General features: G+C 61.1%; 10 protein-coding genes. 4 read left to right on the top strand and 6 right to left on the bottom strand.

Features of this window, described 5'->3' with window-relative positions:
- Positions 1-2: 2 nt before the first annotated feature.
- Positions 3-4,196, bottom strand: a complete 4,194-nt coding sequence (locus tag AC1Z1G_RS07310; protein WP_483626064.1) for a two-partner secretion domain-containing protein — start codon at positions 4,194-4,196, stop codon at positions 3-5.
- Positions 4,197-4,527: 331 nt separating this feature from the next.
- Complete coding sequence (locus AC1Z1G_RS07305; RefSeq protein WP_483626062.1) at positions 4,528-16,374, bottom strand: two-partner secretion domain-containing protein; 11,847 nt, start codon at positions 16,372-16,374, stop codon at positions 4,528-4,530.
- Between the two features lie 629 nt (positions 16,375-17,003).
- Here AC1Z1G_RS07305 and AC1Z1G_RS07300 point away from each other — a divergent pair.
- A complete protein-coding gene (locus tag AC1Z1G_RS07300; protein WP_483626060.1) occupies positions 17,004-17,603 on the top strand; it encodes a papain-like cysteine protease family protein in 600 nt (199 codons plus the stop codon).
- A 9-nt stretch (positions 17,604-17,612) separates the two neighbouring features.
- Positions 17,613-18,221: a hypothetical protein gene (locus AC1Z1G_RS07295; protein ID WP_483626058.1), complete on the top strand. Its 609-nt coding sequence runs from the start codon at positions 17,613-17,615 to the stop codon at positions 18,219-18,221.
- Positions 18,222-18,283: 62 nt separating this feature from the next.
- Here AC1Z1G_RS07295 and AC1Z1G_RS07290 read toward each other — a convergent pair whose 3' ends face one another.
- Positions 18,284-19,630 carry a DEAD/DEAH box helicase gene (locus tag AC1Z1G_RS07290; protein ID WP_483626057.1) on the bottom strand — a complete coding sequence of 449 codons (1,347 nt, stop codon included), beginning with the start codon at positions 19,628-19,630 and terminating at the stop codon, positions 18,284-18,286.
- A 192-nt stretch (positions 19,631-19,822) separates the two neighbouring features.
- Here AC1Z1G_RS07290 and AC1Z1G_RS07285 point away from each other — a divergent pair, with 192 nt between their 5' ends.
- Positions 19,823-21,121, top strand: a complete 1,299-nt coding sequence (locus tag AC1Z1G_RS07285; protein WP_483626056.1) for a mechanosensitive ion channel family protein — start codon at positions 19,823-19,825, stop codon at positions 21,119-21,121.
- 107 nt (positions 21,122-21,228) lie between these two features.
- Here AC1Z1G_RS07285 and AC1Z1G_RS07280 read toward each other — a convergent pair whose 3' ends face one another.
- The 3 genes from AC1Z1G_RS07280 to AC1Z1G_RS07270 all read right to left on the bottom strand — a co-directional run bounded on the left by AC1Z1G_RS07280 (position 21,229) and on the right by AC1Z1G_RS07270 (position 23,531).
- A complete protein-coding gene (locus tag AC1Z1G_RS07280; RefSeq protein WP_483626054.1) occupies positions 21,229-22,095 on the bottom strand; it encodes a carboxylate/amino acid/amine transporter in 867 nt (288 codons plus the stop codon).
- A gap of 346 nt (positions 22,096-22,441) precedes the next feature.
- Complete coding sequence (locus tag AC1Z1G_RS07275; protein ID WP_483626053.1) at positions 22,442-23,041, bottom strand: FMN-dependent NADH-azoreductase; 600 nt, start codon at positions 23,039-23,041, stop codon at positions 22,442-22,444.
- Positions 23,042-23,216: 175 nt separating this feature from the next.
- Positions 23,217-23,531, bottom strand: coding sequence for a 3-phosphoglycerate kinase (locus tag AC1Z1G_RS07270; protein WP_483626051.1), 315 nt, complete (start codon positions 23,529-23,531; stop codon positions 23,217-23,219).
- A gap of 49 nt (positions 23,532-23,580) precedes the next feature.
- Between AC1Z1G_RS07270 and AC1Z1G_RS07265 the strand changes: the two genes are divergently transcribed.
- Positions 23,581-24,504: a PA3225 family LysR-type transcriptional regulator gene (locus AC1Z1G_RS07265; RefSeq protein WP_483626049.1), complete on the top strand. Its 924-nt coding sequence runs from the start codon at positions 23,581-23,583 to the stop codon at positions 24,502-24,504.
- Positions 24,505-24,527: the final 23 nt, after the last annotated feature.

Here is a 24,527-nt window from a genome sequence, read left to right as displayed (position 1 = left end):
GGTTACTTGAGCGGCGTTGAGGTCCAGGGTGTTGCTGCTAGTTGGCCCTTCTGGCTGTTGTCGAAAGCGCCGGTGGTGACGATGACCGGGCCTTTGCCGCTGATGCTGCCCTGCTGGCGGTTGTCGAGGCTGGCGCTGTCGAGTTTCAACATGCCATTGGTGACCAGTTCGCCACCCTGGTTATCGACACGCCCCACGCTGTTGAGCGTCAGGTCACCGGCGCTGGAGAGGCTGCCCTTGGTGTTGATCAGTTGACCGGCGTCGACGTTCAGTGTGCCTTCGCTGCTGAGTCGTCCTTCGCTGTTGTCCAGCTCACCGCTGAGTTCAACGCGCGTGTTCTTCAAGCTGGAGACGTGACCTGCACGGTTGTCGAAGGTCTTGCCGATGACGTTCAGGTCGGCATGGCTGGAGAGCTCACCGCCACGGTTGTCGAGTGCGTCAACATTGAGGGTCAGCGCCTGGGTTGCCCCCAACAGACCGCCCTGACGGTTGTCCACAGAAGCCGCGCCAAGGTTAAGCGCACGCGTGCTGATGAGTTTGCCGTGCTGGTTGTCCAGGTGTTTCAGGGTCGCCGTGATGTCGCCTTTGCCGGAAATAACGCCATCGCGGTTATCCAGAGTGCCTGCGGTTAACAGCAAGGCACCGTCGCCGATGAGGCTACCGCGCTGGTTGGTGAGGGTGCTGTCAGTCAGCAGTTCGAGGCGGCCGTGGCTGCTGATCAGACCGTCCGTGTTGTCCAGCGTCTGGCTGCGACTGTCCAGTGCGGCCGCGCTGATCACACCCTTGAGGTTGTCCAGTTTCTGGTTGATGCGCAGGGTCAGGGCGTGATCGCTGAGCAGTGTGCCACCGCTGTTATCCAACTGTTGCGCGGCCAGGGTAAAGGCCTGCTGGCTGGAGATTTCACCCTTCTGGTTGTTCACACCGTTAAGGTTTTTCAGCAACAGGTTGCCCGAGGCGTTGATCAAACCACCCTGGGTGTTCAACTGGCCGTGGTTCAAATCCAGGCTCAACCCGGATTTGCTGAACAACTCCCCACCCTGCTGATCCAGCCCCGTCACCGAGGCCGTCAACGCCAGATCGCTGGCGATGCGGCCGGTGGCGTTATCGACCTGGCCTGCGGTGAGGTTGAGGGTCCCGGTACTGGTGAGACGCCCGCCCTGGCGGTTGTCGAAATGCCCGGTCGTGACCTGATTGGCGGTTTTGCCCGAGATCACGCCCTTTTGGCGGTTGTCGAGGCTGGCGCTGTTGAGCGTCAATGCACCATTGGTGCTGATCGAGCCACCCTGATTGAGCACCACACCACGGCTGGTGAGCGACAGCGCGCCCGCACTGCTCAGACGGCCGGTGTTGTTGTCCAGGCGGCCGGTGGTGACGGTCAATTGGCCTTCGCTGCTGATCAGGCCTTGGCCGTTGTCCAGCGCATCGTCGAGGGTGATGTCCAGCGCGCTCAGGCTGTCGAACTTGCCGCCGAGGTTGTCCAGCCGGTTGCCCTTGAGGCTGGCAATGCCGTTGGCGTGGATCAGGCCTTTGCTCTGGTTGATCACCTGCGCGACCTTCAGTTCCAGGTCGGTGGTGCCGAGCACTTTGCCGCCGTCGCTGTTGTCCAGGCGCTGGCCTTTCACGTTAAGGCCACGGCTGGAGGAGATCTCGCCACCCCGGTTGTCGATGTCGCCGACGGTAAGTTTCAGCGCTTTTGTGGTGCCTACCAAACCGCCCTTGCCGTTATCCAGGCTGGCGCCGGTCAGCGTCAGGTTGCCGCTGGCAAACAGGGAGCCGCCCTGCTGTTTCAGGGCGGTGATTTCAGCGTTCAAGTCGCTCAGGCTGGAGATGCGGCCCTGGCCGTTGTTGACTTCGGCTGCGTTGAGGGTCACCAGGCCGGTGCCGGTGAACTGCCCCTGCTGGTTATCCAGACGCTTGCCGGTGAAGTCGACGCCCGCCTTGCCGCTGACCAGACCTTTGTCAGCGTTATTCAGGTGCCCGACCGACAGGTGCAGGTCCTTGTCGGCGCGGATCTCGCCGCCACGGTTGTCCACCGAGTCGCTGGTGAGGGTCAGCAGGTCCTTGCCGGTCAATTGACCGCCACGGTTGTCGACACTGCCGGCGTGCAGGTCGACGACTCCCTTGGCGATGATGTCGCCCTTGTTGCGGTTATCCAGCAGGCCGCTGATGTGGGTGGTCAGGCGGTTATCGCTGACCAGGCTGCCGCCGTCGCGGTTGTCGAGGCTGGCGGCGGTGATGTCCACCTGTTTGCCGGAGCCGAGCAGCGCGTTGCGGTTGTCCAGTGCGCCGCTGAGGTTGATGTTCAGCGCGTTATCGCCGCTCACCTGGCCCTCGCGGTTGTTCAGCGTACCGCCAGTGAGCCGGGTGGTGCCGGCGCTGGAAATGTTGCCGTCGACGTTGGTCAGAGTACCCGCGACCTTCAACGTCAGGTCGGTGTCGCTGCCCAGCGTGGCGTCGCTGTTGTCGAGGCTGCCAGCGGTGATCTGCGACGCGCCTTTGGCTTCCAGGCGGCCCTTTTGTTGGTTGTTCAGGTGACCGCTGACGGTGACGTCCAGCACGCCCTGGCTCTTGATCGAACCACGCTGGCGGTTGTCCAGGTCTGCGGCATTGAGCCGGATGCGCGGGGCGCTCAGTTGTCCGCTCTGGTTGTTCAGCAGGCCGCTGGCGGTGATGTCCAGCAACTCGCCAGCATTGATAAGGCCCGCGATGTTATCCAGCGAGGCCACGCGCAACGTGGCGGTGGTCAGGCCGTTGAGCTCGCCGCTGTTGTTGTTCACGTGGCCGAGGGTTGCATCGAGTGCGCCGTTGCTGGTGATCTGGCCCTGGTTGTTGAGCAGTTTCCGAGCGTTGAGGTCCAGGCGTTCGGCACTGAGCACCCGGCCTTTGTTCTGGTTGTTGAGGGTTTCGGCCGTGAGGTTGAGGCGCTGTTGCGCGCTCAGCGTACCGCCCTGGTTGTCCAGGGTTTGCGTGGTGTTGACGGTCAGGTTGCGGCTGGCGAGCACGCTGTTGCGGTTGCTCAGGTTTTGCGTGTCGAGGCTGACATCGCCGCTGGCATTGCGGCTGGTATCGGCGTTAACCCCCGCCTCGATGACGCCGTTGTTGGTCAGTTGCCCACCGCTGCTCAGCGTGATGCTGTCACGGGCCGCGAGGGTGTTGTGGTTGGTCACATCGCCTTGGGCCGTGACGTCCAGTGCAGTGCCGTAGACCCGTCCCTTAACCTCAAGGCTGGCGGCGTTCACCTTGACCGCCGCGCTGGCCGAGGTGTCGGCCATGCGCAGGTGACCGTTAGCATCGAGCTGAATATCGCCGCCACTGGCGATCAGTTTGCCGTCGAGCTTTACGCCCACGCCGGCCTCGGTGCCGACCAGTTTGATCGCCCCCGCGTACATACCCCCCAGCGCCGAGGAGTCGATGGCCAGTTGTGGTTTCGCGCTGCCGTCATTGGCCCGTGCCGTAGCCTTGAGGGTTTGGTCATCGACGTCGTTGCGACCGGCAATGATGCTCAGGTCTTTGGCCTGGATCTCGGCGTTGATTTTGGCGCTGCGGGTGATGATTTCAAAACGGTCGACGTTGGTCGCGTTCAGCATCGGGCCGTCAACGGTGACGCTGCCCTGATCGACCTGGAAATGATCGAGGCGACCGCCGTCCAGCACCGGTTTGCCGGTGGTCAGCGTGACGCGTGGGGTGTTGATGAAACCGCAACCGTTGCAACTGATGCCGTAGGGGTTGGCGACAATGACGCGGGCCGATTGCCCGGCCACTTCGGTGTAGCCGCGTAACTGGCTGGGGCTGCCACCGTTGACTTCGTTGAGGATGATTTGCGCTGCGCCGCTGTGCTTGAGGTTCGGGTTGCCAACGATGATTCCGCCCAACTGGGTTGACTGGGTCTGGGTCGAGGCGTTGTTGAGGATGAGCCCGTTGGCGCCGACGTTGTAGTCATGGAATTTGTTGTGCGAAAGACCACTGGCGTTGGGCGTCGCGATGTTGACGATCGGCACGCCATTGCCCGCCTGCCCCAGGCTGGTCCCCGGCGCGCTGACCACGATCCCACCCGCCTGGGCCCACGTCGGCTGCCAGAACATGACGTTGGCCAGCAAGAATGCCAGCCCCCGCTTGGGCATGCCCAAAAAGCGTTCACGGCTTTTCACAGCCGCAGCAGGTTGACTGGCCAGAAAGGTCAGGTGGCGCACATCCATGTTCAAGGTCTCGAAATCGCGGAAATCAGAAGAAAAAATCCGCGCACGAGCAAAGGGCTGCTAAGCCTGCGCGGTCAGCACGTCCGGTCTTTCAGGTAATGGCATAGGTCACGCTGGCGGCCAGGGAAGGGCCAGAGTCGTACGACAGCACGAGAGGCAGGAGGTGATATCAAAATAGTGGCGCGATATTAAGTTGCCACTATTCTGACGTCAATCTTTGAGTGCGATTTTGTTCGAGAGCGAACAGGGTTTTCCCGCAGGTTACGAACCTGCCGAGGCGACAATCCCACGCTCCCGCTCAAGGGGTCTTGAGCGGGAGCGTGAGGGGGCGTCAGTTTTTCGCTTCGCGCTTGGTCTGCTCGATCAATGGCCGGTACTTGTCATACAGCGCACCGTAGTTGACCACCAGCGCCGGTGGCATGGTGCCGAGGTTTTCGAAGAGGGTCATGCCAGCCTTGGGATTAAGAATCCCCGCAGCCCTCAAGTCCATCAGCTTGCTGAGAATGACCTTGTTCATCCAGGTATCGTGCAGCGTGGCGAAGGCGTTCATGCCAGGCACCTGGTTTGCGATATTGCTGATCAGCGTTCCGTGACACACCGCCAGCATCGAACTGCACTCTGTGTTCAGGCCAATGTTCTTGCCCTCGCGCAACACACCGTCAATCCACTCCCTGGGGACCAACCCGTCAAGAAGTTCGACAAACGCAGGACCGCCCGCACGGTCCACACCCGGCCGAATGTCTGGACCGCGCCCCGTCGAGTACTCATAGAATTCCCCCAGCGCACCGGTGCCGGCGATGGTCAGCCACGACTTGGCATTATCATCACCGGTGAGCAAGCCCTTCAGGGCGGTATTGACGGCATAAGCCTTGAGCCGCTCATTGACGTTTTTGGTGATCAAATTACCTTCAGGCCCCAGCTCCTTCCCCCAGCCGCTGGTGTAGGAACCGGCGCCAGCGATAATCGCCGAAGTGATGTAGCCCTTGAGATTTTCCGGGGAGAGCACCTCCTTGAGCACATCGGCCAGGTTGCCTTTGTTGTTGATCGCACTGACCGCTGCGGTACTGGCCATGGACGTGATCGCTGCGGTGACGGCCAGGTTCGCGAAGCCGGCGCTCACCCCTGCCGTCGCCGTGCCTGCGACCCCGGCGGCGGCCATCGCCGAACCCGAGCCCGCCGTCGCACTCGCCATGCCGCCCACCCACGCGCTCGCAGCCCCTGCGGTCAACACGGTGACGACCACCGCCACCACAATCGCCGCGCCCATGCCCATGCCAGAGCTTTCATAGTTGAACTGGTCATGCACCTCCTTGACCATGCGCCAGTCGATATCGCCCCTGGCCTGCATGTCCTTGAGCCACGCCAGTTGCGGGTCGGCCTGGACCATGGCGTCGATGCTCTGGGCGACCGTTTGCTGGTTGACCTCCTTGACGTCGATCTGAATCTTGCCGGCGGCCTTGATGACCATGTCGCCCGCTGCCACCAGATGACTCTGGCGCACCGTCTCATCGGTCGTACCAGCGCCCTTGGCCTCGTTCCAGGCCAGGCTGCTTTTGCTCTTCTCGTGACTTTCCTGACGCAGGTCAGTAGCGCTTTCAAACGTCAGGTCGCCACCACTGCTGATGGTCAGGTCCTTGCCGGCGTTGAGGTTGGCAACCTGATAACGCTGATCCCCCCCGCTGACCAGCGTCAAGTCACCGCCACTGCTGATGCTGCTGCCGATGTGGGTGATTTTGGTGACCTCGTCGCGACGGGTTTCCTTGCGCCCCAGGCTGCCCTTTTTCTTCTTGTCGTAGAGTGAGTAGTCATAGTCTTCGGCCGCCAGTACGTTCAGGTCGTCACCCGCCACCAGATAGGCCTCATCGCCCGCGCTGATACGGCTCGACACCACCGTCAGATCGTTGCCCGAGGTGAACCCGGCCTTGCCGCCTGCGGTGATCGAACTGCCGACCTGCTTGATGTGATCTTCCTGGGCCGTGACCTTCTTCGACTTGTAGTAGGAGTGGCTTTCATCGGCGCCGGAGGAAATGAGCAGATCCTGTGTCGCGCTCATTTCCACGTTGCGACGGGCGTCGATCTGGCTGGCCACGACGGTCACGTCACGCCCGGCATTGACCACGAAGTCGCGCCCCGCCGTCACGATTGATCCGCCCTGGACCACGCTGTTGCTGCGGGTGCCGGTGAAGTCGGCGTTGTGTTGCTCCACCGCCACGATGCTCGCGTCGCGTCCGGCTTCGATGCGCATATCGGCGCCACTGGTCAGCACGCTGCCAATGTTTTTGAAGTCGCGTCCGGCATCGAAGCCCAACTCATTTTTGGCCTCGATGCGGGACTCGCTGTCCAGATACTCGCGGCTCTGGGTATAGCCACGGTTGGAGAAACCGCCCTCGGTCACCGTGCGTTCATTACGAATGTCACCGTTGACCGACACCAGGTACACATCACGCCCGCTGATGATCCCCCCCGACTTGTTGACGATGTCATTGCCGGCCAGCAAGTCGAGGCGGTTGCCCGCTTCGATCAGGCCGCTGTTGACCAGGTTGTTGCCCGCGGCGGCCGTCAGGTTGTTGCTGGCACGCAGGGTGCCGGCGTTTTGCAGGTCTTCACCGGCGATCAGTTTGACGTCGGTGCCCTCGATCAATGCACCGTTGGGGGCCAGGCGATTGTTGGTCTGGGCCAGGTACAACACCGGTACCAGCACCTTCTCTCCGTTCACTTCGTGTTCTTCAAGCCAGACGATGTCGTGCGTCAACGCCGCGACTTGCTGCGCACTCAAGGTCACACCAACGGATAAATTGAGCTGGTCCTTGCTGGTGATGGCGTTGTTCATCAGGTGCTTGAACAGGTCTTCATTGGAGGTCTGGCCGTCAATGAAGCGCTTGCCGGTGCGTTCCACCACCGCTTGCTGAATCAGCCGTTGCTCATAGAAGCCATCGCCCAGGCGTTTGGTGGCTTTGTCCGGGTCGTAACCGAGTTTGCCCAGCAGGTAATCCGAACTCATGAACTGCTTGAGGTCGGTCAGCACCGGGTTGGTTTCGATCAGGTACTTGTGCGGATTGGAGCGCACGCTGCTGTCGGGCAGGCCTTGCACGCGAGTCAGGGTTTGCACGGGCGGCACACTGCCCGGCACCGACGTCGACGGCGCAACGCTAACCGCAGGCTTGGCGGCGATAGAACCGGGCGTACTGTTATGGCCGGGCAATTGAACGCCTGACCCAACGTCTGCCGGCGCACCGACATCGATAGCCGAGGCGCTGGCGTCGACACCGCTGCCCTGACGCGCTTGCTGCGTCAGTTGGCGGTCCGTGCCGACAACCAAATCGACTGGCGCCACTTCTATCGTCCGACCGCCAATGCCCGGCACGTCCACCTGACGCTGCAACGGGATGACCGTCGCACCGCCCAGTGTCCAGCTTTGCGGGCCACTGGTAGCCGGTGTCATGCCACCCGAACTGGCGCCCTGACCGCTAAGGCGGAACAGGCCATTCTGCCCGCTCGGCAGGCTGAAGCCTGGCAAGGCCAACGGGTTGACCTGCTGCTGCGCCAGGTCTGGCGGCAACTGGCGGTTGAGGTTGATGATGGTCGGCTTGGCCGACGCCGTGGCGCGGGTGTCAGCCCCACGCGGCGCTCCGGTGGCGGCAGGGCTGAAGGAACGCTCGACGCCGTTGGTGATTTTGCTGGTCGCGGTGATCGTGACGTTACCGCCCGCCTGAACGATGGCCGGCACAAAACGGCTGGCCGCCGCGCCAACGATTTTCTCGTCGAACGGTGTCGCGTTCAGGACGACGGCCGGCGCCTGGGTGCGAATCCCCGTCGCGTATTGGGATTCACCAAATGTCATATACCCGCCCTGCCCCGCACCCACGATGTAGGTGCCCATCATCTGTTCCCAGATTTCACCGACGTGAGGGTTGGACTTGGTCCAGGGCGTTTCCATCGACTCCTGCCCGCCCGCGTTCCAGAAGTGCAGGTTTTTGTTGTACGCCGCGTCGTTGTAGCGGTTGTACTCCATGATCTGCGCCCAGACCTCCAGCGATGGCGTGGCGTCGATGTATTTAAGGCTGGAGTAACCGCCCAGCGCGGTCCCGGTGTTATTGAACGAGTCCACGTTGATGGTGATATTGCCCGCCGCCGACACGGTGGAGTTGGAGTTGGCGAACTCCGAACCGGCCACGGTCAGGTTTTTGCCGGCGATGATATTGGAGGCATCGGCATCACCGTCGACAGCCACATCGAAGGTCTGCTGCCACACCAGGTGTGAATTGACTCTGTCCAGACGCTTGGGCCTGGCCGTGTCGCAGTTGTAGCAGCGCACGCCAATGGCCGCCGAGCTCACGGCGGTGGTCTTGACCTTGAAGTTCTCCATTTTGTTGCTGACCACCGCCGATTTCAGCGACATGTCCCCGGTGGACTCGATAGTGCCCGAGAGGTTATCCACGCGACTGGCCCGATCGGCGCCGTTGTAGCCCAGGACGCTGATGCCGCCCAGGCTGTAGATGTCGCTGTAGGTGTTGTTCAGCGTGCCGACCTGGAATTTCATGTCGCCGCCACTGAACAGCAACGCGCCCTGATTCAGGCGAATCCGGTTGTTGGTCATTGCCTGCGCATTGATCAGCAGGTTCTGGGCGCTGGCCAGGGTGCCGAAGTTGTTCAGCACGCCGGCATTGACCTCAAGACCGCTGTTGGAGGTCAGGCGCCCGAGGTTGGTCAACTGCCCACCGACATTGACCTTGGTCAGACCACCGCCCGCGACGCTACCGGCCTCGTTGATGGTCATCTGCGAGGCGCCGAACGTGAGGTCGCCGACGCTGCTGACCCGGCCATTGCCGCTGTAACCGCCCCACAGCTGCACGTCCATGCTGCCGTCACTGGCGATCAGGCCTTCGTTGGCCCAATGGCCGCCGCGCCCTTCCAGGCGTGTCGACGCCAGGAGTTGGCCACCCGCGGCCTGACTGAAGTTGTTGACGTTGACGTACAGGCGCCCGGCCTGAATCACGCTGGTGTTGGTCCAACTGTCGGCGTTGAGGGTCAGGCCGCCACGGGTGACGATGCTGCCGCCCGCGCCGGTGACGTTGGCGGTGGCAATGTCGAAGGTGCCGTCGCCCAGGTGCAGCAGTTGCCCGCCAGCATTGAGGAAGCCGCCAACCGCCAGGGTCAGGTCGCTGTTGCCGGTTTCCAGAATGCCGTTGCGGTTATCGAGCAGGCCGCCGATCTGGAAGTCGGTTTTGCCACTGCCGCCCAGTGCGCGAAGTTTGCCGCCCTGGTTGTCGAGGCTCGCCGCCCTGACCGCCAACGTGCTGTCGCTTTCAAGGATGCCGCTGCGATTATTGAGCGCGCCGCCGAGGCTGAAGTCGATGCGATGGGCGGCGACCTGGCCGGTGCTGTTGTCGAACGCATTACCGCTGACGCTGACCAGGCCTTTGGCGTAGAGGCCGCCATTGCGGTTGTCCAGGTCGGTGGTGCGGATGATCGCGTCGCCGCTTTGCGCCGAGACCCGCCCGCCGTTGTTGCCGAAACCGCCCATGGCTTGCAGGTTCAGGCGCTGACCTTGAAGGATGCCGCCCTTGTTGTTCAGGTCATAGCCATTACGCAGAACGCCCACGGCACGCGCTTCAAGGGCGCCCTTGAGGCTGGCGAGCACCCCGCCACGGTTGTCGATGTTCGCGGCAGAGGCGCTGACGTCGCCGGTCTGCGCAATGATCTTGCCGTTCTGGTTATCGAGCTCACCGGCAATGGCCAGCAGCATCGCGTTCTGAGCCTGGATCGCACCGTTGCGGTTGGCGAGGTTGGCGGCGCGCAGTTGCACGTCACCGTTCTGGCTATGAATCAGCCCGGTACCAGCGTTGTTCAGGGTGCCCGTGGCGTTGACCCGCAGTGTCTCTTTAGCGGCGATAGTGCCGCCATTGCTGTTGTCCAGCTCACCGGTCAGCAGCGTCAACTGGTCCTGGCTGACGATCTGCCCGCGCTGGTTCTGAATCTCGCTCGCGTCCTTGACCAACAACGGTCCGGCGCTGGCCAGTTTGCCGTCGCTGTTCTCAAGCACCCCTTTGAGGTTAACGGTCAGCGCGCCATTGCTCGCCAGCTTGCCGAGGCTGTTGTACAGGTCGCCGGCATTGAGGGTGATCGCCTGTTGGGCGTTGATCGTGGCGTTGGAGTTGGCCAGGGTGTTGGTGTTGATCACCAGCCCCGCGCCGCTGTCGATCAGGCCTTCCTGGCTGTTGTTGATGCTCGTACTCAGGTTGAGCGTCTGCCCGCCGCCGCTGCTGATGATGCCTTTGTTGCCGTTGTCGAGGAACTGGCCGGTGACGCTGAGGTTGCCCTGGCTGACCAATGCGCCGTTGTCGTTGTTGAGCAGGTTGCCGCTCAGGCTCACACCGAGGTTGCCGTTACGGCTGGACAGCGTGCCGTTGAAGCGGTTGTCGAGGCTGGCTCCGGTCACGTTCAACCCTTCCCAACCGGACATCAGCCCGCCGAGGTTGGTCAACTCTGCACCGTTGAGGCTCAGTTGCTGCTTGCTGATGAGGTTACCGCCGTTGTTGTCCAGGGTTCGACCGTTGAGGGTGAAACCCTGGTCGCTGGAAATCTCGCCGCCACGGTTGTTCAGGTCACGCAGGTTATTGAAGGTCAACGGGCCTTTGGTATTGAGCACCCCTTTACGGTTGTCAAAGTCGCCATCGGCCAGGTTCAGCGTGACGGCTTTGTCACCGAGCAGGCGCCCGCCTTCTTGCAGCAACGCCTTGAGGTTGAGGCTGATGTCGCCCTTGGCCGAGACTTCGCCGCCGTCGTTGGAGTTCAGCCGGTCGGAGGTAATGCTCAAGTCGCCCTGACTGTTGATCAGGCCCTTGGCGTTGTTGCCGATGGCCATGGCGTTCAGGGTCATGGCGTTGCCTGCCAGCAGGCTGCTGTTCTGGTTGTTGAGCAAAACGGTGTTGAGCGTGAGGTTGTGCGTCGCTCGAATCAGGCCCTGATCCTGGTTGTTCAACTGGCGGTCAACCAGCAGCTCAAGGTCACCGCTGCTGGTCAGCGTGCCGTTGTTGTTGTTCAGGTTATCGGCGCGAACATCGAGGCGCGTCGCGCCAATCATGCCTTTTGTGTTGTCCAGCAGCTCGGCGACGCGCAGGGTCAGGCCCTGATTGCTCAACAGTTTGCCGCGGGTGTTATTGAGGTGTTGCGCCAGCAGCGTGAACGCCTGGGCGCTGGAAATTTCACCGCCCTGGTTGTCCACGCCCTTGAGGTTGCTCAACAGCAGGCTGCCGGGAGCGTTGATCAAACCGTTCTGGTTGTTCAGTTGGCCGTGATTCAAATCCAGGCTCAGGGTGCTGTTGCTGAACAGCTTGCCGCCCTGCTGATCGAGACCAGTGAGCGACGCGGTCAACGTGCCCACGCTGCCGATCCGCCCGCCCTCCTGGTTGGTCACCTGACCGGCGTTGAGGTTCAGGGTGCTGCCACTGTTGAGGCGACCGTTCTGGCTGTTGTCGAACGCACCGGTACTGACAGTCACCGGACCTTTGCCACTGATGCTGCCTTGCTCGCGGTTATCGAGGCTGGCGCTGTCGAGTTTCAAGGCGCCATCGGTGAGCAGTTCACCGCCCTGGTTGTCGAGGCGACCATCGCTGGCAAGCGTCAGGTTGCCGGCACTGGAGAGGCTGCCTTTGGTGTTGTTCAGTTCAGTGGTTTTAACACTCAGAGTGCCTTCACTGCTGACCTTGCCGACGCGGTTGTCGAACGCGCCGGTCAGGTCGAGCCGCGTGCCCTGCAGGCTGACGAGGTTGCCGCCACTGTTGTCGAGCCGTCGTGCATCGACACCCAGTGTGGTGCGGGCATCGATCTGGCCTTTGTTGCGGTTGAGCAACTGGTCCAGCGTCAGGCTTAACGCCTTGCCGGCAAACACCTGGCCACCGTCACTGTTGTCGAGCGAGTGGCCAACCAGCGTCAGGTCGGTGTTGGTGGTCAATTCCCCGCCCCGGTTGTCGAGCGCGGCGACGTTCAGATTCAGGGCTTTGCTCGAACCCAGCAAACCGCTCTGGCGGTTGTCCACGCTGTCCGCGCCCAGGCTGAGGGTCTCGGTGCTGATGAGTTTGCCTTGCTGGTTATTCAGCTGTTTGAGCGTCGCGGTGACGTCAGCCTTGCCGGCAATTTCACCGCTACGGTTGTCGAGGGTGTCGGCGGTCAGCAGCAACGCGCCGTCGGCGATCACGCTGCCACGCTGGTTGGTAGCCGTGTTGTCGACCAGCAGATCGAGGCCACCTCGACTGCTGAGCAGGCCGTCGCTGTTGTCCAGCGACTGGCTGTGACTATCGACCGAAGCGGCGGAAACCAGGCCCTTGATGTTGTTCAATGCCTGCGCGATACGCAGGGTCAGGGCCTGATTGCTCAGCAGTTTGCCGCCGCTGTTGTCGAGTTCGCGCGCGTCCACGGTGAAGGCTTGCTGACTGGAAATCTCCCCCTTCTGGTTGTTCACGCCGTTGAGGTTTTTCAGCAGCAAGGTGCCGGGGGCGTTGATCAAACCGCCCTGGTTGTTCAACTGGCCGTGATTGAAGTCCAGGCTCAGGCTGGTTTTGCTAAACAGCTCACCGCCCTGCTGGTCGAGGCCGGTGACAGACGCGGTCAACGCTTGATCACTGGCGATGCGGCCCTTGGCGTTGTTGACCTGGGTCGCGGTGAGTTCAAGGGTGCTGCCACTGATCAAGTGCCCGCCCTGGCTGTTATCGACCTGAGCGGTCGTAACCTGCGTCGCGCCTTTGCCGGACACCAGGCCTTTCTGGCTGTTGTCCAGACTGGCACTGTTGAGGGTCAGCGTGCCGTCGGTGCTGATCGAGCCGCCCTGATTGAGCACTGTGCCACGGCTGGTCAGCGCCAGGTTATCGGCGCTGCCCAGGTTGCCAGCATTGTTGTCGAGGCTGCCGACGTTGACGTTCAAGCGGCCTTCGCTGCTGATCAAGCCTTTGCCGTTGTCCAGCGCGCCGTCGAGGGTAATGTCCAGCCCTTTCAGGCTGTCGAGGGTGCCTTGGGCGTTGTCCAGACGACTGCCGGTCAGCGTGGTGCTGCCCTTGGCCTGGATCAGGCCCTTGTTCTGATTGATCAGGCGCGCTACCTGCAAGGTCAAATCCGCACCGGCCAGCAACTTGCCGCCCTCGCTGTTATCCAGTCGCTGGCCAGTGGCACTCACGCTTTGGCTGGCGGACAGCTCGCCCGAACGGTTATCGATCTCGCCGACGTTCAGCGTCAGCGCTTTGGTCGTACCCACCAAACCGCCATCGCGGTTGTCGAGGTGGCTGCCGGTCAGGCTCAGGTTGCCCTGGGCAACCAGCGCGCCGCCCTGTTGCCGCAAGGTGTCGATACTGGCCGTGAGGTCACTCTGGCTGGCGATCCGGCCCATGGCGTTCTGCACCTCTTTGGCCTGCAACGTCAGCGGGCCGACGCCCGTGAGCAAGCCACCGCGGTTGTCGAAACCGGTGCCTTTGAGGTCAATGGCAGCCTTGCCGTTGATCACGCCTTTGTCGCGGTTATACAGTTGCCCGATGGCCAGTTTCAGGTCCTTGTCGGCACGAATCAGGCCGCCACGGTTGTCTGCCGAATCGCTGCGCAGGGTCAGCAGGTCCTTGCCGGTCACCCGACCGCCACGGTTATCCAGGCTGCCGGTGCTCAGGTCGATGAGGCCTTTGGCGAGCAGTTCACCCTCATGCTGGTTGTCCAACAAACCGGTAATGCGGGCCGTCAGGCTGCCGTCACTGACCAGGCTGCCGCCGTCGCGGTTGTCGAGGCTGGCGGCGTTAATCTCCACCTGTTTGCCCGAACCGAGCACGCCGTTGCGGTTATCCAGTGCACCCATGAGGTCAATGTTCAACGCCTTGTCGCCCAACACCTCGGCGTTGCCATTGACCAGGCTGGCGGCAGTCAGGCGGGTGTTGGCGGCACTGGAGATTTCGCCGTCGGTGTTGGTCACCACGCCGTCGGCGCGCAGCGTCAGGTCGGCGTCACTGCTCAACGTGCCGCCGGTGTTGTTGAGGCTGCCGAGCTGCGCATCCACGCCGAGCGCGGAAATCCGGCCATTGTGGTTGTTCAGGTCCTGCGTGATACGCAGGGTCAGCGCTTGCTGGCTCAGGACCTTGCCAGCGCTGTTATCCAGGCTGATAGCCGCCAGCGTGAAGGCGTGCAGGCTGGAAATCTCGCCACCCTGGTTGGCGACGCCGTTGAGGTTTTTCAGCAGTAACTGGCCGGGAGCATTGATCAAGGCGTTCTGGTTATTCAGTTGACCCTGATTGAGGTCCAGGCTCAGGTCGGTGTTGCTGTAGAGCTGGCCTTTGTCATGTTGATCGAGGCCAGTGACGCTGGCGGTCAGCGTCTGGGCGCTGGCAATTTTGCCGCCCTCGCTGTTGTTCACCTGGCCCGCTGTAAGGTTCAGGGTATTGCTGCTGGTGAGGCTCGCCCCTTGCTGATTGTCGAGGCTACCGACGCTCAGGCGCGCCGCGCCATTGGCTTCGATCTTGCCCTGCTGCTGGTTGGCCAGTTTGCCGCTGACGGTCATGTCCAGCGTGCCCTGACTGACGATCGAACCTTGCTGGCTGTTGTCCAGGCTGGCGGCGCCGAGGGTGATTTGCCGCGCGGCGGCCAGACGGCCGTTCTGGTTGTTCAGTGCACCGCTGGCGTTGATGTCCAACTGTTCACCGGCGCCGATCAAACCGGCGACGTTATCCAGCGAGGCCACACGCAACGTGGTCGTGGTCAGGCTGTTGAGTTCACCACGGTTGTTGTTCAAATGGCCGAGGGTCGCATTGAGTGCGCCGTTGCTGGTGATCTGGCCCTGGCTGTTGAGCAACTGGTTGGCGTTGACCGCCAGGCTGCCAGCGCTGAGTACCCGCCCCTTGTTCTGGTTGTCGAGGGTTGCGGCCGTCAGGTTGAGGCTCTGCTGCGCGTTGAGGGTGCCGCCCTGGTTGTCCAGGGTTTGCGCGGTGTTGACCGACAGAGTGCGGCTGGCAATCACGCTGTTGCGGTTGCTCAGGTTTTGCGCGCTGAGGCTGACATCGCCGTTGGCGTTGCGGCTGGTGTCGGCGTTAACACCTGCCTCGATCACACCATTGTTGGTCAGTTGTCCGCCGCTGATCAGCGTGATGCTGTCACGGGCCGCGAGGGTCTTCTGATTGGTCAACGCGCCTTGGGTGTTGACGTTCAGCGCCGTGCCGTAGACCGGTCCCTGTGCCTCCAGGCTGTTGGCGGCGATGTTCACGGCCCCGCTGGCCGAGGTATCGGCCATGCGCAGATGACCGTTGGCATCAAGCTGGATATCGCCGCCGCTGGCGATCAGTTTGCCGTCGAGTTTCACGCCCACGCCGGCCTCGGTGCCGACCAATCGGATCGCACCGGCGTACATGCCGCCCAGCACCGAAGAGTCGATGGCCAGTTCCGGTTTCGCGCTGCCGTCATTGGCCCGAGCGGTGGCGTTGAGTGTGTGTGCATCGACGTCGTTGCGACCGGCAACGAGGGTCAGGTTCTTCGCCTGGATCTCGGCGTTGATTTTCGCGCTGCGGGTGATGATTTCGAAACGCTCGACGTTGGTCGCATTCAACCCTGCGCCGTCGATGGACACGCTGCCCTGGTCAACCTGAAAACGTTCGAGCCGACCGCCATCCACAATTGGTTTGCCGGTGGTCAGGGTGACGCGTGGAGTGTTGATGAAGCCGCAGCCGTTGCAACTGATACCGTACGGGTTGGCGACGATGACGCGGGCCGATTGCCCCGCCACTTCGGTGTAGCCGCGCAACTGGCTGGGGCTGGCGCCGTTGACCTCGTTAAGGATGGTTTGCGCCGAACCGCTGGCCTTCAGGTGCGGGTTACCGACGATGTTCGCGCCCAACTGGGTGGCGACGGTCTGGGTCGCGGCGTTGTTGAGGATGATCCCGTTGGTGCCCACGTTGTAGTCATGAAACTTGTTGTGGGACAGGCCGCTGGCGTTAGGCGTGGCGATGTTGACGATTGGCACGCCGTTGCCCGCGTGATCCAGCGTGGTCCCCGGTGCACTCACCACGATCCCGTCCGCCTGGGCCCACATTGGCTGCCAGAACATGACGTTGGCCAGCAAGAATGCCACCCCCCGTTTCGGCAAGCCCAGGAAGTGTTCCCGGGAAATCAAGGCAATAGAAGGCTGGCGAGCCAGTAAGGCAAGTTGGCGGACATCCATGTCGGGGGATCTCGTTGGCAAGAGTGCGAATTAGTTAAATAGAAAAATCCAAGGCAAAAACGGTCGGGCTACTGGAAGCACACAGGGCATCAGCAGGGCGTAATACTTCAAAGGAGTGGGGGGCGAAACGGCGCAAGAGCGAGGCCAGGAAGCGGCCCAAATACGCGGCCCATCAGTGACAAACACCCCGGCGCACGGTGGCCATGGGGGTGAGTTCGATCCTTCGAAACGACAACTGATATCAATATGATGGCTTGATGCTAAGGCGCCATCATTCTGGCGTCAACAAGCTGTTTTTGACTTTTTCTGCGATGGCTCTAGACCGCACGTTTGCGGCCACAGGCTGAACTTTTCCAGACGTTCGCCCCTCAACCCAAAGACATCACCGCCATGAAAATCAGGCTTTTTGTAGGTCTATCCGGTTGAAATCATCGCGCACTTGCACAAATGCATTTATTTATTTGCGCTAACGCATATCAAGTCCTAAGGTTACATCGAGACCCGATCGGAGCCCGCCCTCTAACAGGGCAAACCGCATAAGCCGATGTCTCGGACGCTGTAAACAGCGCGATGGCAACAGGATGCAAGTATTCAAACGGAATACTTACTTTCATTCATGGAGGATCAACATGTTGAACACAGAAGAAACACAATTTGGCAGTACGGCCACTGGCGAAGCACTCCCGCATTGCTTGTCCCGTGATCTTGTACCCCTTGAACTTGATGACGTTGACAGCTCGGTAGAACAGGCAAGTTTTGCCTCTGCCAACCTCAACTTCACCATGCAAAAGCAAACGCAAACCAACTGGTGTTGGGCGGCTGTTTCGGCCTCTGTCGGCAACTATTACGGCACCGGGTCCTGGACCCAGTGCGGTGTTGCCAACGCTGAACTCGGTAGAAACTCGTGCTGCAATCAGCCAGGTCCCTGCAACAATTATGGCTATCTGGATTCGTCCCTCAGGACCACCCGCAGCTTTGCCAGCATGAGCGAGGGGAGGATTCAACTGCAGGCTATCGAGAACCAGGTCAATCAGGGCAAGCCCATTGGTGTGCGCGTGGCCTGGTATGGCGGCGGTGCTCACTTCCTGACGTTTTATGGCACTAATGGCAACTATGTTTCCGTGGCAGATTCCATCTATGGCTACTCCACACGGGCACTTAACTCCTTCCCCGGTTCTTATAACGGCGGCGGCAACTGGACAACCACTTACTTCACCCGGAAAAACTAGGAGGGCACCATGCAACTTACCTACCCTACGGCGCCTTCCAATGGCGTCCACACCCTGCGACCTGCACTTCAAGCGGCCTTGCAAACCCAAGGCTTCGGGATCAACAGCCAGTTCGCCAAGGCGACTGCCAGCAACGTCAGTCTCTCCAGACCTTATCGGGGGTATTCACTGAACCTGGAAGACCTGACCCAAGGTAAAGGCCTGCACCATGCAGCCCTGGGTAACTGGCATTACCTGGTCGTTTCAAACGGCAAGACGATTGCCGATGCGGAGCTGGCTGAAGTGCCCGGCAACGTGGAGTTCTCGGCGCTGAACCATGGCGTGATGGCCGCCGCCACGGCCAGCGCGCTGAACCTGGCGGAAAACGCAGCGAGCCTGAAGGGCAAAACCTATGAGCTGCGCGTGCTGTTTGTGTCGGCGCTGCATTTTGTAGGGATCTGGCTGCATGCCGTCGATGCCGCCGATGAGGACGTCATTATCCCGATCGAACCGACGCCCAAGAGCCTGGCAAGCACGCAGTTGTACAGTGTGGCAAAGATCTTCGCCTTGCTGACCCCTGCCGCCCAACAGGCTAAAACGCTGTTTGATGCGGACACCCGCGGCCTGTCGGGGAATTGACACCGCTGAAATAAAAAAACCCGGACACTGTCCGGGTTTTTTCATGGGATCGCTACGGCGCGTTATTCAGCAGCCGGGGCTTCTGGCTTGCGGCGCTTGAGCGGGGCCATGCCGTCCTTGCTGACCAGCGACAGGGCGTCAGTCTTCGGCCGGTTGGCGATCTTGCGCTTGGTCGGTGCCTTGGCGCCGGTTTTTTTCTTGTCGCCCTTGGCGTCGGTCTTTTTCTTCTTCACGCCAACGGCTTTACCTGAAGCCTTGACCTTTTTCGGTCCGCCGTAGGTACCTTTGACTTCCTTGATGGTGCGGCGCTCGAAGCTCTGCTTGAGGTAGCGCTCGATGCTCGACATCAGGTTCCAGTCACCGTGGCAGATCAGCGAGATCGCCAGGCCATCGTTGCCGGCACGGCCGGTGCGACCGATGCGGTGAACGTATTCGTCGCCGCTGCGCGGCATGTCGAAGTTGATCACCAGGTCCAGGCCTTCCACGTCCAGGCCGCGAGCGGCGACGTCGGTGGCGACCAGGATCTTCACGCCGCCCTGCTTCAGACGGTCGATGGCCAGTTTGCGGTCCTTCTGGTCTTTCTCACCGTGCAAGACAAACGCCTTGTACTCCTGCGCCACCAAGCGGCCGTAGATACGGTCGGCCATGGCACGGGTGTTGGTGAAGACGATGGCCTTCTGGTAAGTCTCGTTGGCCAGCAGCCAGTTAACGATCTGCTCTTTATGCTGGTTGTGGTCAGCGGTGATGATTTGCTGACGGGTAGTGGCGTTCAGGTCGCTGACGTTGTTGAGCTGCAAGTGCTCAGGGTTGTTCAAAACCTTGGCGACCATCTCGCGCAGGCCCGAACCGCCGGTGGTGGCAGAGAACAGCATGGTCTGCTGACGGTTGGTGCACTCGTCGACCAGACGCTGGACGTCTTCGGCAAAGCCCATGTCGAGCATGCGGTCGGCTTCGTCGAGCACCAGCACTTCAACTTCTTTCAAGTCGAGGTTGCCGGCGTTCAGTTGCTCGATCATCCGGCCCGGCGTACCGATCAGGATGTCCGGCACCTTGCGCAGCATGGCGGCCTGGACCTTGAAGTCTTCGCCGCCGGTGATCAGGCCGGACTTGATGAAGGTGAACTGCGAAAAGCGTTCAACTTCCTTGAGGGTCTGTTGGGCCAGTTCGCGGGTCGGCAGCAGGATCAGGGTCTTGATGCTGACACGGACTTTGGCCGGGCCGATCAGACGGTGGAGAATCGGCAAAACGAAGGCCGCGGTTTTGCCGCTACCGGTTTGCGCAGTCACCCGCAGGTCACGCCCTTGGAGCGCGAGCGGGATAGCCGCTGCTTGCACAGGCGTTGGCTCGACAAATTTAAGCTCGGCCACGGCTTTGAGCAGGCGTTCGTGCAGGGCGAATTGGGAAAACACGGGTGCTACCTCGAAGAAATACAAAAAATCAGCTGCATAGGGTAACGGTTTCGAGCGCCGAGGCCGAGTTTCTTTATGCAAACGAGTGCAATCAGTGGCTTTTTTGTTAGCTGATTTGTCTTCAAGACTGACCTAAGGTGTCTTGAATGCTCTAATCCCCCCATTCGTCCTACAGAAGAATCGTTTTAGCCCATGGATCTCAAACAGCTCTGGCTCAACCTCCAAGACCTCTGGGGTGCGCTCGATCAGCATCCGCTGTTGCATTCAAGCCTGGCGCTGTTGTTGCTGCTGGGCGTCGCGCTGGTCCTCGGACGAGTGGCACGCTACCTGGTGCTGCACACCGCCAAGTTGCTCGGCCGACAACCGGCGCTGCACTGGGTCAAGGATTTGCGGCACAACAAAGTGTTTCATCGCCTGGCGCAGATGACGCCGTCGCTGGTGATTCAGTTCGGGCTGAACCTGGTGCCGGACCTGAGCAAAACCAGCCTGGTATTCCTGGGCAATGTCGCGCTGGCCTTCAGCATTCTGTTCCTGGTGCTGGCCCTGAGCGCCCTGCTCAATGCCTTGCTGGACATCTACGCGCGCACCGAACACGCGCGCACCCGCTCGATCAAAGGCTATGTGCAACTGGCCAAGATGGTGTTGTTCGTGTTTGGGGCGATCATCATTGTCGCGACCCTGATCGACCGTTCGCCGCTGTTGCTGCTCTCGGGTCTGGGCGCCATGTCGGCGGTGATTCTGTTGGTCTACAAGGACACCCTGCTGTCGTTCGTCGCCAGCGTGCAACTGACCAGCAACGACATGCTGCGGGTCGGTGACTGGATCGAAATGCCGCAAGTGGGCGCCGACGGTGACGTGGTGGACATCACCCTGCACACGGTCAAGGTGCAGAACTTTGACAAGACCATCGTCTCGATCCCGACCTGGCGGCTGATGTCCGAGTCGTTCAAGAACTGGCGCGGCATGCAGCAATCGGGCGGGCGACGGATCAAGCGCAGCCTGTTCATCGACGCCAGCGGCGTGCGGTTCATCCGCGATGACGAAGAGCTGAGGCTGTCCCAGGTGCACCTGTTGACCGATTACATCAACCGCAAGCAAGCCGAACTCAAGGCCTGGAACGAGGCTCAGGGCAACGTCGCGGCGATGTCGGCCAACCGTCGCCGGATGACCAACATCGGGACCTTTCGCGCTTATGCCCTGGCGTATCTGAAGAGCCACGCAGAGATCCAGCCGAACATGACCTGCATGGTCCGCCAGATGCAGACCACCGCCCAGGGCGTGCCGCTGGAAATCTACTGCTTCACCCGCACCACCGCGTGGGCCGATTACGAGCGGATCCAGGGCGATATCTTCGATTACCTGCTGGCGGTGTTGCCGGAGTTCGGCCTGAGCCTGTATCAGCAACCCAGCGGCAACGATTTGCGGGCGGGGATGTTGCCCGCGCTATTGGGTGCCAGCCATCTTCCCGAACAGGAAAAACGCTCGATGTAGCCGCATATATCCCCTGTGGGAGCGGGCTTGCTCGCGAAAGCGGTATGACAGCCAATATTTATGTCGACTGACACTCCCTCTTCGCGAGCAAGCCCGCTCCCACAGGATTAGTGAGCAGCCACCTGCTTCTGTACACCCAACCGGCTGATCCACACCGCCGCCAGAATCACCATCGCGCCAAACATCAGTCGCCCCAGCGCTTCATGTTGATTCCAGATCAGCAGGTTCAGCAACAACCCCACCGGCACATGCAGGTTGTTCATCACCGCCAGCGTCCCACCATTCACCAGGCACGCGCCCTTGTTCCACCAGTACAGACCCAACGCGGTCGACACCAGCCCGAGGAATACCAGCACGCCCCACTGCAACGGTGCTTCAGGCAGGAAGTTCTGTTTGCCGAACAGCACGAACGCCGGCAACGCCACCGCCAACGCCCCCAGATAGAAATAGCCGAAACGCCGGTAATGCGGCAGGTCGCTCGGATGCTTCGCCACCAGGTGTTTGTACAACACTTGCCCGGCGGCATAGGTGAAGTTGGCCAGTTGCAGCAGCATAAAACCCATGAAGAAATCCGGGCTGATGCGGTCATAACGAATCACCGCAGCGCCCAGCACGGCGACCAGTGCCGCCACCAGCGCCCAGGGGTTGAAGCGACGGTTCAGAGCGTCCTCGATCAACGTCACGTGCAGCGGCGTAAGGATGGTGAACAGCAAGACCTCCGGCACCGTCAGCACCCGGAAACTCAGGTACAGGCAGACGTAGGTCACGCCAAACTGCAACGCGCCGATCAGCAACATGCCACGCATGAACGCCGGCTCCACCTGACGCCAGCGGGTCAGTGGAATGAATACCAGCCCCGCCAGCAGCACCCGCACCAGCACCGCGAAATAGCTGTCGACATGCCCGGCCAGGTACTCGCCGATCAAACTGAAGGAAAACGCCTGGATCAGCGTGACAAAAAGTAGATAGCCCATGCTCGCCTCGTCTTGAATGGCGGCGACGATAGCGGGTTTTGCCGGCGATCGCGAACAGTCAGCCAACACACCAACAACAGTGGGAGCGGGCTTGCTCGCGAAGAGGCCGTGTCAGTCGACATCAATGTCGAATAGAAAACCGCTTTCACGAGCAAGCCCGCTCCCACAGGGTTTTCTGTCAACTCACCCAGTCCCAGGCAAAAAAAAGCCCGATCTCGCTAAAGCGTTCAATCGGGCTACAGCACTCAGGAGCAACAAGTGCAAAGGGAGGTTCGATACGCGTAGAGCCTTGAAGGGGTTGCGCCAGGTCACTTGAACATCAAGGGATTATCTGGCGATTAACGGCTCAGGCCACTTGCGCCAGCTTGGCGTTGGCCTGGTTCAGGCCCTTCTCGTGGAAATCCCCGCCCAGGTTCATGCCTTCGGCGTGAATGAACGTGACGTCGTGAATGCCAATGAACGCCATGACCTGGCGCAGGTACGGTTCCTGGTGATCGGCGCTGCTGCCGGCGTAAATGCCACCGCGAGCGGTCAGCACATAGGCACGCTTGCCACTGAGCAACCCCTGCGGGCCGGTGTCGGTGTACTTGAAGGTCACACCGGCACGCAGTACGTGGTCGAGCCAGGCCTTGAGGGTGCTCGGGATCGCGAAGTTATACATCGGCGCGGCCATGACCAGCACATCGGCGACCAGCAACTCATCGGTCAACTGGTTGGAACGTGCCAGCGAGGCCTGTTCGGTTTCGCTGCGTTGCTCGGCGGGTTTCATCCAGCCGCCCAGCAGGTTGGCATCCAGGTGTGGAACCGGATGGGTGGCCAGGTCACGGACGGTGATCTGGTCGGCCGGGTGAGCGGCTTTCCACTGGCTGATGAAGGTTTGGGTCAGTTGACGCGATACCGAGTCTTGCTGGCGGGCGCTGCTTTCGATGATCAGAACGCGGGACATGGGATGTAGCCTCCATCGGTAAATGCTGTAAGTCGATGGAGTGGAGGTTAAACAGAGTCATATCGATGAAAAAGCGCAAATAACTGCTATAAACCATCAATAAATTCGTTTATAAGCAGAGCATTCCCTATGGGATCGCCGCCCGGAGCAGGCTCGCTCCCACTGGAGCTTGATGCTATTTAGGGCTGCAGGTCAGGTCAATGCGCAGCTTGATGATAGTGCGGGTGAACTTGGCGGTGGCACTTTTGTGCGTGCCGGCGGGTATGTCGAGCTTGCGGGTACGCGGCGCTTCCGGGCCGTTATTGAACACGACCTTGCACGCCACATCGACGGTACCGTAGTTGTTCACCCGAAGGGAGCCGATGTCGTTATCGGTGTCATACGCGTTGTAGTCGACCTTCAGCCCGTTGAGCGCCTTGTGAACCTCGATCGGATAAGCAAACGCCGTCAACGGCAACATCGCCAGCACCACAACACAGAACTTTTTCATTCGGCAGCCTCCAGTAAGAGCTGCCAGCTTAGGACAAGAGGAGCTCATCATGAAAGCGCCCCGCGTGACCCTGGATCAATGGCGAACGCTGCAAGCGGTGGTCGACCACGGCGGTTTTGCCCAGGCGGCCGAAGCGCTGCACCGCTCCCAGTCTTCCGTGAGCTACACCGTGGCCCGCATGCAGGACCAGCTCGGCGTGCCGTTGCTGCGCATCGACGGGCGCAAGGCCGTGCTCACCGAGGCGGGCGGCGTGCTACTGCGCCGCTCCCGGCAACTGGTGAAACAGGCCAGCCAGCTCGAAGACCTGGCGCACCACATGGAACAAGGCTGGGAAGCTGAAGTGCGGCTGGTGGTCGATGCCGCGTACCCCAACGCCCGGCTGGTGCGCGCGCTGACTGCGTTCATGCCGCAGAGCCGTGGCTGCCGCGTGCGCCTGCGTGAAGAAGTGCTGTCCGGGGTCGAGGAAGTGCTGCTTGAAGGCGTGGCCGATCTGGCCATCAGCGGCTTCAGCATTGCGGGTTACCTGGGTGCCGAGTTGAGCAATGTCGAGTTCGTCGCAGTCGCCCATCCCGAACATGCCTTGCACCGGCTCAACCGGGAGTTGAACTTCCAGGACCTCGAAAGCCAACTGCAAGTGGTGATCCGCGACTCCGGCCGCCAGCAGCCACGGGATGTCGGCTGGCTCGGCGCGGAACAACGCTGGACCGTCGGCAGCCTGGCCACCGCCGCCACCTTCGTCGGCAGCGGCCTGGGGTTTGCCTGGCTGCCCCGGCACATGATTGAACGCGAACTAAAGGAAGGCGTGCTCAAGCTGCTACCGTTGGATCAGGGCGGGAGCCGGCACCCGACGTTTTATCTGTATTCGAACAAGGACAAGCCGCTCGGCCCGGCCACGCAGATTCTCGTCGAGCTGCTGCGTACCTTTGACACCGCACCGCTGGATGCGCCCTTCGCCGCGCCCCGGCAAGCCTGACACCACCGGCCTGAAAGGAGTTC

Source organism: Pseudomonas sp. JL27(2026) (assembly GCF_056933555.1).
Note: the sequence above shows the minus strand (reverse complement) of the source record. Positions and strands in the feature narration are given on the sequence as shown.

Coding starts and splice junctions, on each gene's coding strand:
- AC1Z1G_RS07310 (WP_483626064.1), bottom strand. CDS start 4,196: ATGGATGTGCGCCACCTGACCTTTCTGGCCAGTCAACCTGCTGCGGCT.
- AC1Z1G_RS07305 (WP_483626062.1), bottom strand. CDS start 16,374: ATGGATGTCCGCCAACTTGCCTTACTGGCTCGCCAGCCTTCTATTGCC.
- AC1Z1G_RS07300 (WP_483626060.1), top strand. CDS start 17,004: ATGTTGAACACAGAAGAAACACAATTTGGCAGTACGGCCACTGGCGAA.
- AC1Z1G_RS07295 (WP_483626058.1), top strand. CDS start 17,613: ATGCAACTTACCTACCCTACGGCGCCTTCCAATGGCGTCCACACCCTG.
- AC1Z1G_RS07285 (WP_483626056.1), top strand. CDS start 19,823: ATGGATCTCAAACAGCTCTGGCTCAACCTCCAAGACCTCTGGGGTGCG.
- AC1Z1G_RS07280 (WP_483626054.1), bottom strand. CDS start 22,095: ATGGGCTATCTACTTTTTGTCACGCTGATCCAGGCGTTTTCCTTCAGT.
- AC1Z1G_RS07275 (WP_483626053.1), bottom strand. CDS start 23,041: ATGTCCCGCGTTCTGATCATCGAAAGCAGCGCCCGCCAGCAAGACTCG.
- AC1Z1G_RS07270 (WP_483626051.1), bottom strand. CDS start 23,531: ATGAAAAAGTTCTGTGTTGTGGTGCTGGCGATGTTGCCGTTGACGGCG.
- AC1Z1G_RS07265 (WP_483626049.1), top strand. CDS start 23,581: ATGAAAGCGCCCCGCGTGACCCTGGATCAATGGCGAACGCTGCAAGCG.